Annotated in this window: 14 protein-coding genes; 5 read left to right on the top strand and 9 right to left on the bottom strand. The window is 59.2% G+C overall.

Going from position 1 to position 12663, the window contains the following annotated elements; all coding sequences use genetic code 11:
* Window positions 1-26: 26 nt before the first annotated feature.
* The 7 genes from Q6A51_RS09360 to Q6A51_RS09390 are packed head-to-tail and all read right to left on the bottom strand — an operon-like array spanning window position 27 to window position 6727.
* Entirely contained in the window at window positions 27-863 is an 837-nt protein-coding gene (locus tag Q6A51_RS09360; protein WP_304574646.1) for an amino acid ABC transporter ATP-binding protein, read from the bottom strand.
* Window positions 850-1638 carry an amino acid ABC transporter permease gene (locus Q6A51_RS09365; RefSeq protein ID WP_304574647.1) on the bottom strand — a complete coding sequence of 263 codons (789 nt, stop codon included), beginning with the start codon at window positions 1636-1638 and terminating at the stop codon, window positions 850-852. Before Q6A51_RS09365 ends, Q6A51_RS09360 begins: the two co-directional genes overlap by 14 nt.
* A complete protein-coding gene (locus tag Q6A51_RS09370) occupies window positions 1628-2362 on the bottom strand; it encodes an amino acid ABC transporter permease (RefSeq protein ID WP_201016948.1) in 735 nt (244 codons plus the stop codon). The genes Q6A51_RS09365 and Q6A51_RS09370 overlap by 11 nt, the downstream gene beginning before the upstream one ends.
* Complete coding sequence (locus Q6A51_RS09375) at window positions 2359-3576, bottom strand: aminotransferase class I/II-fold pyridoxal phosphate-dependent enzyme (RefSeq protein ID WP_304574648.1); 1218 nt, start codon at window positions 3574-3576, stop codon at window positions 2359-2361. Before Q6A51_RS09375 ends, Q6A51_RS09370 begins: the two co-directional genes overlap by 4 nt.
* Window positions 3573-4994: an FAD-binding oxidoreductase gene (locus Q6A51_RS09380; RefSeq protein ID WP_304574649.1), complete on the bottom strand. Its 1422-nt coding sequence runs from the start codon at window positions 4992-4994 to the stop codon at window positions 3573-3575. Before Q6A51_RS09380 ends, Q6A51_RS09375 begins: the two co-directional genes overlap by 4 nt.
* Entirely contained in the window at window positions 4991-5830 is an 840-nt protein-coding gene (locus Q6A51_RS09385) for a transporter substrate-binding domain-containing protein (protein ID WP_201000360.1), read from the bottom strand. The genes Q6A51_RS09380 and Q6A51_RS09385 overlap by 4 nt, the downstream gene beginning before the upstream one ends.
* Before the next feature lie 57 nt (window positions 5831-5887).
* Window positions 5888-6727: a transporter substrate-binding domain-containing protein gene (locus tag Q6A51_RS09390; protein ID WP_374004983.1), complete on the bottom strand. Its 840-nt coding sequence runs from the start codon at window positions 6725-6727 to the stop codon at window positions 5888-5890.
* 247 nt (window positions 6728-6974) lie between these two features.
* Here Q6A51_RS09390 and Q6A51_RS09395 point away from each other — a divergent pair, with 247 nt between their 5' ends.
* The 4 genes from Q6A51_RS09395 (at window position 6975) to Q6A51_RS09410 (ending at window position 10841) form a co-directional block, all read left to right on the top strand.
* Entirely contained in the window at window positions 6975-7847 is an 873-nt protein-coding gene (locus tag Q6A51_RS09395; protein ID WP_304574650.1) for a LysR substrate-binding domain-containing protein, read from the top strand.
* A 68-nt stretch (window positions 7848-7915) separates the two neighbouring features.
* Complete coding sequence (locus Q6A51_RS09400) at window positions 7916-9136, top strand: putative DNA modification/repair radical SAM protein (RefSeq protein ID WP_201000358.1); 1221 nt, start codon at window positions 7916-7918, stop codon at window positions 9134-9136.
* On the top strand, window positions 9133-9966 hold the full coding sequence (locus Q6A51_RS09405; protein WP_304574651.1) for a TIGR03915 family putative DNA repair protein: 834 nt from the start codon (window positions 9133-9135) through the stop codon (window positions 9964-9966). Before Q6A51_RS09400 ends, Q6A51_RS09405 begins: the two co-directional genes overlap by 4 nt.
* Before the next feature lie 47 nt (window positions 9967-10013).
* Window positions 10014-10841, top strand: a complete 828-nt coding sequence (locus Q6A51_RS09410) for an NAD-dependent protein deacetylase (RefSeq protein WP_304574652.1) — start codon at window positions 10014-10016, stop codon at window positions 10839-10841.
* Window positions 10842-10847: 6 nt separating this feature from the next.
* Here Q6A51_RS09410 and Q6A51_RS09415 read toward each other — a convergent pair whose 3' ends face one another.
* Window positions 10848-11141: a YciI family protein gene (locus tag Q6A51_RS09415; RefSeq protein WP_201016943.1), complete on the bottom strand. Its 294-nt coding sequence runs from the start codon at window positions 11139-11141 to the stop codon at window positions 10848-10850.
* Window positions 11142-11216: 75 nt separating this feature from the next.
* Window positions 11217-12020, bottom strand: a complete 804-nt coding sequence (locus Q6A51_RS09420) for an SDR family NAD(P)-dependent oxidoreductase (RefSeq protein WP_304574653.1) — start codon at window positions 12018-12020, stop codon at window positions 11217-11219.
* 194 nt (window positions 12021-12214) lie between these two features.
* On the opposite strand from Q6A51_RS09420, the gene Q6A51_RS09425 reads away from it, so the two are divergent.
* The gene (locus Q6A51_RS09425) at window positions 12215-12652 is read left to right on the top strand and encodes a winged helix-turn-helix transcriptional regulator (RefSeq protein ID WP_201016941.1); all 438 of its coding nucleotides are present in this window, start codon (window positions 12215-12217) and stop codon (window positions 12650-12652) included.
* Window positions 12653-12663: the final 11 nt, after the last annotated feature.

Consider the following 12663-nt stretch of genomic DNA (forward strand, 5'->3'; position numbering starts at 1 on the left):
TAGCTCCCGGTGGGGTTCAATTTTAGTTATACGGACAGGCTGTAACGGCTGATATTGCTCAGTGCAAACGGGTCGGAGGACACCGGCGCACGGCGCCCGGTATCTCCCAGAGCGTGGCGCAGGAATTCGCGGGTCCGCTCACTGGTCGGGTGCTGGAAAATCTGCTCGGCGCTGCCATGCTCGACGATCAGGCCGTTCTCGGTGAAATACACCACGTCGCTGATTTCTTCGGCGAAACGCATTTCGTGGGTGACCAGTACGCAGGTCATGCCCTCCTCGGTCAGCTCGCGGATCACGGTCAGCACTTCGCCGACGGTTTCCGGGTCCAGGGCCGAGGTCACTTCGTCGAACAGGATCAGTTCCGGGCGCATGGTCAGGGCGCGGGCAATCGCAACCCGCTGTTGCTGGCCGCCGGACAATTGCCCCGGATAGGCATCGGCCTTGTGTTCCATACGCACCTTGGCCAGCAAGGCACGCGCCTGCTTCTCGGCCTCGGAACGCTCGATCCCCAGCACTTTTCGCGGGGCGATGACCAGGTTTTCCAGCACCGACAGATGCGGGAACAGGTTGTACTGCTGGAAGACAAAACCCACACGCTTGCGCAACTCGATACGCTCCGCTTCGCGGGTCAGGGCATGAACGTCGGTATTACCCACGCGGATGGTGCCGCGCTGGGTCTGCAACAGCCCGGTGATGCAGCGCAGAATGGTCGACTTGCCCGAACCGGACGGGCCGATGATCGACACTGCCTGACCGCGCTGCACATCCAGATCGATGCCCTTGAGCACCAGGTTGCTGCCGAATGACAGGTGCAGGTCGCGCAGACTGACCAGAGGCTCGGCGCCAGAATCAATAGAAGGCATAACGTCGCTCCAGGCGTTGGGTCAGACGGGAAATCGGGTAGCAATAGGCAAAGAACAGCACCAGCAGGCTGCAATAGATGATCACGGTGAAACCGGTCTGGTTGACGGTATTGCTGGCAATCTGTGCGGTATCGATCACGTCATGCACTCCCACCAGCGAAGCCAGTGCGGTGCCCATGGTGATGACCGCATACAGGTTCATCCACGGCGGCAACATGCGTTTGAAGCACTGCGGCAGAATGATCGAGCTGAAAATCTGTGCGCGAGTGAAGGCCAGCGAGCGCGCCGCTTCCCATTGCGTGCTGGGGATCGACGCCACGGCACCCCGGAAGATTTCCGCGACATTGGCGCTGGCTGGCAATGCCAGGCCGATAGTGACCTTCACCCAGTCGGGAAACGAGATATATGTGCTGCCGATCTTGATCTCGAACGGGAACACATAAGTGGTGAAGTAGATCAGCACCAGCCAGGGCGCATTGCGAAAGATCTGTATCCAGATCCGTGCAGGCAGGCGCAGCAGCCAGAAAGGTGACATCCCCAGAGCACCGACCAGCAGCCCGAACACCGTCCCCAGGCCAATGGCAACCAGACTGATCAGAATGTTCTGGCCAAACCCCACCGCCAGAGCGGGCGACCACTGCATCAATGCCAGAAAGACCGGGCTGTCCGGGGCACCGAAAATCAACCAGACAACCGTCAGAGCAACCAGCGTCAGCGCCAGTAAATGGCGACGTGGCCACGCGACGGGCGCGGCAACCGATGAATCAATGGCCATAGCCGGGCATCCTCAGGCGTGATTCCAGGGCACGCCCTGCACAGTTGACGACAAAGCTGAGCAAACCGAAAAAGCTCAGGATCAGGATCATCAGTTCCAGCACGTTATCGCTCTGGGTCCAGATCATGATCGCGGCATAAGTGATATCCCCCACCGCGATGGCCGAGGCCACGGCAGTCATCTTCACCAGATCGATCAGGTTGTTGATCAGCGATGGCAAGGCAAAGCGCACGGCCAGTGGCAATTGCACGTTCCATAATAACTGGCGACTGTTGAAAGCCAGGGAGCTGGCGGCTTCCAGGGTTACGGAAGGCACCGCTTCGATACCGGCCCGCAAGGCTTCGGCATGGAAAGCCCCCTTGTGCAGGGAAATCACGATCACGACCCAGGCAAAAGGTGTCAGCGGATTGGCTGCACCGACGGCCTGGGTCAACAGCATGTTCAACACCAGAAAGGCGCAATACAGTTGCACGAGCGTCGGCGTATTGCGGGTGACTTCAATGAATACTCTGGCTGGCGAACGCAGCCATGGCTTGCCCGAGGTGAGCATGGCCGCCAGGGCGACACCGACCAGCAAGCTGCCAATGATGGTGAGCAGGCACAGCAGCAAGGTGGTCAACGCCCCGTCGACCATCGTGCCGCGCTGATAGGCATCCAGCAGAAAGGCGTAGTTCAGGCCAAATCCGGCCGTCCACTGCACGAACGACTCCAGCCAGTGACTCATGGCGCCTCCCCCACACTCAACTGCGCACAGGCACGGGCAATACGCTGCCCGGCTTCGATCACGGTTTCGGTGGCCGTGGCAATCGACAGGCGAAACCACGGCGACAAACCATAAGCGCTGCCCGCGACACCGGCCACGCCGGACTCCAGAAGCCAGGCAACCACATCGGCATCGTTTTCCAGCCGTTGGCCGTCAGGGCGATAACGACCCAGCAATCCGGCGCAACGCACAAAGACAAAGAAGCCGCCTTGCGGCACCAGCACTTCCAGGCCATCCACCGCGCTCAGGGTTTCAACCAACAAGTCACGGCGCTGGTGATACGCCGCTACCTGCTCCGGCAGAAACGCCAGACCACCCTCGAACGCCGCCAATGCTGCGGCCTGCCCTATCGATGACGCGCCGGAAGTCGATTGCGACTGCACCACTGTCATGGCCGTGGTGAGTTCTTGCGGCCCGGCCCCGAAGCCGACCCGCCAGCCGGTCATGGCGTAGGTTTTGGAAACACCGCCCACCAGCAGGCAGCGAGGCTGCAGGTCCGGCGCGACATTGAGCAGGCTCCGGGCTGGCTGCCCGTCGAAACGAATGTGCTCGTACAACTCGTCCAGCAGCACCAGCACGTGCGGATGACGACGCAGCACGTCAGCCAGCGCCAACAGCTCCGCCTCGCTATACACCGCGCCACTGGGGTTGCCCGGCCCGTTGAGGATCAGCCAGCGCGTGCGCTCACCGATATGGCGTTCCAGTTGCGTCGGGGTCAGCTTGCAGCCTTGCTCCAGGCCGCACTCGATGAACACTGGCTCACCGCCATTGAAACGTACGCTGTCCGGGAACGACGGCCAGTACGGCACCGGCACCAGCACTTCATCGCCGTCATTCAGGGTCGCGGCGAACGCATTGAAGATGATCTGCTTGGCACCGTTGGCTATCACGATGGATGCCAGCGGGTAGTCCAGAGCGTTTTCGCGCTGCAACTTGCCTTGCACCGCCTCGCGCAAGGCCCGCACACCGGGCGTCGGCGTGTATTTGGTGGCACCGGCGGCAATGGCCTTGAAGGCCGCCTGCTTGATGTGTTCAGGGGTGTCGAAATCCGGCTCGCCGGTGGTCAGGTCGAGAATATCCACCCCGGCATCGCGCAAGGCGGTGGCCCGGGATTTGGCGGCGGCGTTGGCCGACAATGAGACGCGCTGCACGCGCTTTGACAAGCCGATGCTCATGCTCGGGTCTCCAGTACCTTGCCCGGATTGAGCAGGTTGTGCGGGTCCAGGGCCTGCTTGATGCGACGCATCAAGTCCAGTTCCACGGGGCTTTTGTAACGGGACAGCATGTCCAGCTTGCGCTGGCCTATGCCATGTTCGGCGCTGATCGAGCCGCCATGGGCGTGGGCGCTGTCATGTACCCGTTCGCTCAATTCAGCGTAACGGGCCATATGCGCCTCGACAGTAGAGCCAGTCGGATGCGCGACGTTGTAATGCAGGTTGCCGTCGCCCAGGTGACCAAAGGTGAAATTGCGCACACCGGGAAAGTGCTGCTGCAACAAGGCATCGGTGTGGGTCACAAACTCCACGACCCGGGAAATCGGCACCGAGATATCGTGCTTCATATTGCGCCCGGCACGCCGCTGGGCATCGCTCATGTTCTCGCGCAACTGCCACAGCGCCTGGCTCTGGGCCAGACTTTCGGCCACCAGAGCATCGGCCAGCAGCCCGGCCTCGAAACCATCGCTCAGTACTTCTTCGAAACTCTGCCGCGCATGAGTTTCGCTGTGGTTATCGGACAATTCCAGCAAAGCGAACCAGGGATGCTCAGCATGGCTGAAGGGTTGCGGGCCTTGGGGAAACTGTTCACGCAGCAAGGTCAGGCAGTCGGCCGAAAGCAGCTCGAAAGCGGTCAGGCTTGCTCCAAACCCTGCACGGGCGTGGGACAGAAAACTCACCGCCTGAGCCAGCGACTCAAAGGCCAGGAATGCGGTGAGCTGCGCCTTGGGCAGCGGGAACAGTTTCAGGGTCGCGGCAGTGATAATGCCCAGCGTGCCTTCGCTGCCAATGAACAGGTCCCGCAGGTCATAACCGGTATTGTCCTTGCGCAGGCCGCGTAGCCCTTCCCAGATTTCACCCTGGGCTGTGACTACTTCAAGCCCCAGCGTCAGTTCGCGGGTATTGCCATAACGCAGCACGGCGTTGCCACCGGCATTGGTGCCCAGATTGCCGCCGATGGTACAACTGCCTTGCGCGCCCAGGCTGAGCGGGAACAGACGGTCGGCCTTGCGAGCTACGTCTTGCAGGTTTTGCAGGATGCAACCGGCTTCGACAGTCAGGGTGTCATTATCGGTGTCGATCTCACGCACACGGTTCATGCGTTCCAGCAGCAACAGCACCGCCTTGCCGCTGGCATCCGGCGTTGCAGCGCCCATCAGGCCGGTGTTACCGCCCTGCACCACCACCGGTGCAGCATGGGCGACACACAAACGCACCACGGCGGCGACCTGTTGGGTATCCGCAGGACGCACCACCGCGACCACTTGCCCGACATAGCGGCCCTGCTTGTCAGTCAAGCGCTCACGGGCCTGTTCGCCAGTCTGCACATGACTGTCGCCCAGCAGCTGCTGCAATGCCTGGAACAGCCCATCACTCATGGCGTGGCAGCCAGCGGCGCTGCATTGCGATATTGCTCATGCAGATCATGCAAAGCCTGGGACGGCGCCATGCCGGTGCGATTACCCAGCTCGATCAACCAGCCGCTGCGATGCCAGTCGCGAACAATGGCGTCCAGGCGGGCCTGAATGTCTTTCTCGCCCTTGCGCACCCAGATCACGGATTTGGACGGAATCAGGTCAGTGGCCAGGGGGATCTCGAAACCGGACCACTCAGGCTCGCCAAGCAGGGTGTGCATGGTCGGGCTTACATGCACGGCCGCCACACAGCCATTGCCGCGCAGCGACAGCAGCGATTCGGACTGGCTGCGGAACGCCTTGATCTGCGCGCCGTAGACTTCCTGCAACGGTTTGATGAAGTTGCTGCCCTGGGACACGCACACCGGCTTGTCCTTGAGGTCTTCCCATTTGCTGATGCCCGCGCCCTTGCGGATCAACGCTGCGCCACCCACTTCCTCGTAAGGCGTGGGCACGTAATCGAGAATCTGCGCACGCTCTTCGGTCAGTTGCATATTGGCGATCAACAGATCGACCTTGCCCTGCTGCAAGAACTGCACGCGATTGGGAGCCAGCACCGATACGGTTTCCAGCTCCACGTTCAGGCGCTTGGCGATTTCCTTCGACAACTCGACGTTGTAGCCCAGATGCTCGCCGGTCTTCGGATCGATGGTGCCGAACGGAGGACCGCTGAGGATTACACCGATGCTGATCTTGTGGCGCTCCTGAATCTTGTCCAGAGTCGCGTCGGCACTGGCCAGCCCGGCGCACAGGATCAGCCCCAACGCAGTGAGCGTCTTGGCTGTAAAAAATCTGCTCATGGGAGCCTTCCTTGAATGGCCGACGCTATGCGCGTCGGCAGGGAAATGGGAGAAAGATCAGGCGCCCTTGGCCTTGAACTGCTCATGCAGCTCGACCAGTGCCGGGGATGCAGGCGTGATGTTGTGGCGTTTTTCGACTTCGATCAGCCAGCCGGTGCGATGCCAGTCCTTGACGATGCTGTCCAGACGCGCCTGGGTATCGGTTTCGCCGATACGGGTCCAGATCACGGAAGGTGCCGGGTTCAGCTCAGGGAGAATGGCGCGGTAGCCCTTCCATTCTTCGTTGCTGGCCAGCAGTGGATTGATCAGCGTGGCGTCATGCACGGCCGCGACACAATTATTGCCGCGCAGCGCCAGCAAGGATTCGGCAGAACTCTTGAAGGCTTTCAGTTCTGCACCGAACTCGGTCAGCGGCTTGATGTAGCTGCTGCCCTGAGAGGTGCAGACCGGCTGCCCCTTGAGGTCTTCCCAACGGTTGATCTTGCTGTCCTTGAGTACAACGGCTGTACCGCCCACCTTGTAGAAAGGCGTCGGCACCGAGCCGAGTATCTGGCCGCGCTCCGGGGTCCACTCCATATTGGCGATCAACAGATCGACCTTGCCTTGTTGCAGGAATTGCACGCGATTGGCAGTCAATACCGACACCAGCTCCACCTCGACACCCAGGCGACGCCCGATGTCTTCGGCCAGATCCACGTTCGCGCCCTTGGGTTTCTGGGTCGCCGGATCGATGGAGCCGAAAGGCCCGCCGGACAACAACACGCCCACCACCAGACGATGACGCTCCTGGATCTTGTCCAGGGTGGCATCGGCCAGTGCCGAACCACTGACCGCCAGACCGGCAAACAGCCCCAGCATGGCCGGGAAGAAACGTGAAACGGATGAGCGAGTCGGCATGTAAATTCCCCAGGCAAATGATCGGAGTTCCCCGACCTGATGCCGGGACATTACGGATCGTTGCCTGTTAACGGAAATTCAAATATCAAATATGGTTATAACTTTCCATGCAGAGCCCGCTCAGCCGCCAATAAAAACCCAGCATTCATTGGACAAAATTAAAACGCGCAGAAAAAACACCACATCAAACATAAAATTACGTAATGTATTTGCCTGAACCCCTGATATGAATTCAGCGCAGATCACCATGACCGCCCCATCAAGCCCGACCTCGACTCTCGACCTGGAACTGCTGCGCACCTTTGTCGCCGTGGTCGATCATCACAGCTTTGCCGAGGCTGGCCTGCAGCTGTCACGCACTCAGTCCTCGGTCACTCAGCACATGCAGCGTCTGGAGCAACAAGTGGGTGTCAGCCTGTTCCAGAAACAAGGTCGCCAGAAGCAACTGACCGAGCCGGGCCGACAGTTACTACGTCATGCCCGGCAGATGCTGTCGCTCAATGACGACGCCCTGAACTCGTTGCGTGAAAGCAGCCTGAGTGGCGTGCTGCGTATCGGCTCGCCCCATGACATCGCCGACACCATTCTGCCGCCGCTGCTGAGCCATATCGCCCGCTCGGCTCCACGCCTGCGCCTTGAAATCGACGTGGGCCGCAGCCCGTTTCTGATGGAAGACCTGCATCGCGGCAAGGTGGACATGGTGATTTCCACCCGCGAAGACCCGACCCTGGAAGGTTTTGCCTTGCGTACTTCGCCTGTGTGGTGGATCTGTTCCGCGCAATACATCCATGTACCGGACGAACCGCTGCCGCTGATTCTGGTGGATGAACCGAGCATCTATCGGCGCTATGCCCTGCAGGCTCTGGAAGCCGCCAATATCCCGTGGCGGCAGGCTTATCTGGCGTCCAATCTGATCGGCATCAAGGCCGCCACTCGTGCAGGCCTCGGCGTCACGCCGCGCAGCATGGAAATGCTCGGGCCGGACATGCGCGTACTGGGTGAGAACGATGGCCTGCCGCGCCTGCCCAACGTGACCTATCACTTGTGGATTCGGCCCAACACCGTTAATCCACTGGCCCGCAAGGCCTATGATCTGATACGGACCAGTCAGGGCCTGTAGCCTGATTCCGAGCTTGTGGTAAGTCACTTAACCCTATACTGTATATAAAAACAGTATCGGTATTTTTCATGCAGCTCATCGACAAGCTCAGCATTCTGGCAGACGCTGCCAAATACGATGCGTCGTGCGCCAGCAGCGGCGCTCCCAAGCGCAGCTCACAAGGCAAGACGGGACTTGGCTCGACTACCGGCATGGGCATTTGCCACAGCTTCACGCCCGATGGTCGCTGCGTCTCGCTGCTGAAAATCCTGCTGACCAACTTCTGCCTGTATGACTGCCAATACTGCGTCAACCGGCGCTCCAGCGATGTGCCCCGCGCCCGTTTCAGCCCCGAAGAAGTCGTCACCCTGACGCTGGATTTCTATCGACGCAACTGTGTCAGCGGGTTGTTCCTGAGTTCCGGCATCATCCGGTCCGCCGACTACACCATGGAGCAACTGGTGCAGGTCGCCCGGCTGCTGCGCGAGAAACATGAGTTTCGGGGCTATATCCACCTCAAGACCATCCCCGATGCCGATCCGGCGCTGATAGAACAAGCAGGCCTGTATGCCGATCGCCTGAGCGTGAATATCGAGCTGCCAACCGATGCCAGCCTGCAAACCCTGGCACCGGAAAAGGACGTGGCCTCCATCAAGCTGGCCATGAAAACCATCCACACCGGCGAGCAGACCGTGCTCAACGAGCCACGTGCCCCGCGTTTCGCACCCGCCGGGCAAAGTACCCAGATGATCGTGGGGGCCGACGCCACCGATGACAGCACCATCCTGCACAGTGCTCAGTCGCTCTACAGCAACTTCAAGCTGCGCCGGGTCTATTACTCGGCGTTCAGCCCGATCCCCAACAGCCCGAACAGCGTGCCACTGGCCGCACCGCCACTGCTGCGCGAACACCGCCTGTATCAAGCCGACTTTCTATTGCGCGGCTACGGTTTTACTGCCACTGAACTGCTCAATGGACCGGGCGATCTGGCGCTGGACATCGACCCCAAGCTGGCCTGGGCCTTGAGCAACCGTGCGGTCTTCCCGCTGGACCTGAACAACGCCGAACCGGCCCTGATCGCCCGTATTCCGGGCATCGGCATCCGCACCACCCAACGGCTGGTCGAACTGCGCAGGCAACGGCGCATTCGCTATGAGGACCTGACCCGGCTGCGCTGCGTCCTGGCCAAAGCCAGGCCGTTCATCATCACCAGCGATTACCATCCGTCCCAGGCCGACAGCAGCAGCGAACAACTGCATCACCAGTTGCGGGATAGGCCGCAACCTCAACAACTGGGGCTTTGGGGATGATCTGCCTGGATTGCGATGACCTGTTCGATACCTGGCGCCAGCAGGCACGCTGGCTGTTGAGCCATGAAATCGATCCCAGCCGGGTCAGCTGGAAGGCTGGCAGCGCTGCGGATCTTTTCTCCAGCGATGAAGATATCCCGCAGCAACAAGGGCCGTTTCAGGCGCGCGTACCGCTGGAGTTGCTGCATTTGCTGCAAAGCGCGGCCTGCTATCGGGGCGATCAGCGCTGGAGCCTGTTGTATGAAGTGTTGTGGCGGGTCAGCCATGGCGACCGGACCGCCATGCTGGCGGGTGACAAGCTGGGCAGCGAACTGCATCGACGCCTCAAGACCATTGGCCGTGAGGCCCATCACCTACATGCCTTCCTGCGCTTTGTGGCACTTCCTGCCTCAAGCGAAGCCTGCGATCTGCTACAACCCGAATACGTGGCCTGGCACGAACCGGCCCATGACATTCTGGAAAGCGCAAGCCAGCACTTCATCGGCCGCATGGGCCAGCATCGCTGGATGATCGCCACCCCAAAAGACGGGGTTTATTACGATGGCACACAACTGATCCATGAACGGCGCTGCCCCGAGGTCTGGCAAAAGCTGGCCCGTCAGGTAGAAGACCCCCACGGCGATCTGTGGCTGACCTATTACAGCCACATCTTCAACCCCGCACGCCTGAACCCCAAGGTCATGCAAGGCCATATGCCTTCCCGCTTCTGGAAAACCCTGCCCGAAGGCCCGCTGATCCCCGCGCTGATCACCCAGGCCAGAACCGGCAAACAAAAGGATGGTCAGGCCAGTGATATTGGAGCAAGGCCTGGTAAAAGGATTGGCCGGTAAACGATTGGTGGTAACCTCGACCTGAACCCTCCGTTAGAGGTCCGACGATGCTGGACAACACGATCCGCGACCTGCTCCAGACCCTGGCCGACAAGCCGCTCCTTGCCCTGACCGGCGCAGGTATCAGCACGGCGTCGGGCATTCCTGACTATCGCGACAAGGATGGCGTGCGGCGTGGCAAGCAGCCGATGATGTATCAGGAATTCCTCAAGGAACACAGCGCACGACAGCGTTACTGGGCGCGGGCGATGCTCGGTTGGCCGCGTATCCGCAAGGCTGAGCCCAATGCCGCGCACCGGGCATTGGCGAGTTTGCAGGCCAGTGGCAACATCAGCGGGCTCATTACCCAGAACGTCGATGCGCTCCACGATCAGGCGGGAAGCCATGGCGTGATCGAGTTGCATGGCAGCCTGCATCGCGTCTATTGCCTGGACTGCCATCAACGCAATGACCGCGCCACGATCCAGGACATCATGCTCGCGCAGAACCCTTATCTCTCCGGGGTCGACGCCATACAGGCACCTGATGGCGACACCCTGCTGGACTCGTCTTTCGAGGCTGACTTTCAGGTACCCCATTGCCCGCATTGCGATGGCCAGCGGCTGAAGCCGGACGTGGTGTTCTTTGGTGAAAACGTCGCAACCGATACTGCCGCCAAAGCCACGCAAAGTGTCGAGCAGGCCGATGGACTGCTGGTGGTCGGCACCTCATTGATGGCCTGGTCGGCATTTCGGTTGTGCAAGGCGATGGTCGAACAGGGCAAACCCGTCATTGCGATCAATCAGGGCAAGACCCGTGCAGACGACTTGCTACACATGAAGATCGAGGCTTCGTGCGAGCAGGTATTGCCGATGCTGGTAGAGCGTTTGCTTTAGTTGTGATCAGCGGGCCTTCAAATGAAGCATGGTGTAATGTTCGTAGTGGCCGACCCCGTTCTTTACAATAGGATCTTCGGCAGTAAAAGCCGCAATATCCTGATCATCGGCAATCTGATAAAGCGAAACACCATAACCACCGCTTTCATCGATGACCGGGCCGTGTGCAACAATCACATTATCTTCAAGCAGCGCATTCAGATACTCGCCATGCTGTTTCATCCATTGCTGCTCATCGGCCGTCATGGTTGCCAGAAAATCCGCACGCGGAGGAATGAACTTGCACAAGTAATACTTCATGATCAGATACTCTCAGGAATAATACTCAAGGGCGAAGCTTCCATGCTTCCCGCTCTTTGACTTCGACTCTATTGTTCAAGCTGTTTTAACGCTTTTCAGGATCGCGCTTTCAAACATCCTGGGCACATAGTTTTGCAGGAAAAGAATCATGCGGGTCATCTTGCCCACAGGGTTACTGAATCCTGGCTCTTTGGCGTGGATCAGACGGGTAATGGTCTTGACAACCTTGTCGGGAGCCTCAGCGCCGTCGATACCTTTCTGCGTCGCAGCCCTCACTTGCGTGCGGTATGCGTTGTAATCCGGGATGAAGGTGTCTTCTGCGGTGACGGCGTTGTGGCCAAGGTTGGTCTTGAACCAGACCGGCTCAACCATGCTGACCTTGATGTTGAACGGGTTCAACTCGAAACGCAGGGATTTGAAATAGCCCTGTACGGCATGCTTCGACGCCGTGTAGTAAGACAGATTGGGTGGCCCGATCAAACCGACAATCGAACTGACGGTGATAATCCTGCCCTGCTTCTGCGCCCTGAAATGCGGCAAAAGGGCATTTGTGACTTTCACTGTTCCCCAGAAGTTTGTTTCCAGTTGCTGACGCCCCAATTCGACGGGTGTTTCTTCTGCAATGCCCGTGACCATATAACCAGCGTTATTGACCAATACATCCAGTTGCCGGGCATGCTGAAACAACTCCGTCACAAAAGACTTTATCGAATGATCATCATCGATATCGAGCTTCAAGAGTTTGAACGGAACCTGAGCTGCATACTTGTGCGGCTCGCGACTCGTGCCGATAACATTGAAGCCTTGTTGATAAAGCTGTCTGGCGAGCAATAGCCCAAAACCAGATGATGCGCCTGTAATCAAAACTGTCTTGCTCATTTATCATTCCCCAAAGTCAAGGCGTTACTTGGCCGCTCGCAGTAAAGTTGCGATTCAGCCGTTGGCATACGCGCACCGGAAACTGTGCGATCAACGTGGACGATATTGCTTCGCCCCTCCAGCCCCTTTGCGGGTGGACTCGGTACGGAAGAAATGCTAGTATCGTTTCAGTACTGAGTCAATACTGAAATGATATGAACTCAAAAAACACTACCGAAAGCACCTGCCCCATCGCCCGAAGCCTCGCTTGCATAGGTGATGCCTGGAGCATGCTGATCCTTCGCGATGCCAATGCCGGCCTGACGCGCTTTGACCAGTTCAAGAAGAGCCTGGGGATCGCCCCGACCATGCTCACCAAGCGTCTTGCGACGCTGACGGACGAGAAACTGCTGGAGAAGCGCCTGTATTCGGAGCGTCCGCCACGGGAGGAATATGTCTTGACCGAGGCCGGAAGAGACTACTTGCCAGTGCTGTTCATGATCGGCGCCTGGGGCAAGAAGCATCGAGGTGAAGGCGATCTGACGCGCTTTCTGGATGCCGAGACGGGCATCGATATAAAACCTGTTGCGATTGATAGCGTGAGCGGCGCAGAAATCGGGACCCGCGCAATCCGTATTGAAATTCCGGAATGAACCAGCCGTAA

Origin of the sequence: Pseudomonas serbiensis (assembly GCF_030580745.1) — a bacterium.
Taxonomy (GTDB): Bacteria; Pseudomonadota; Gammaproteobacteria; order Pseudomonadales; family Pseudomonadaceae; genus Aquipseudomonas; species Aquipseudomonas serbiensis.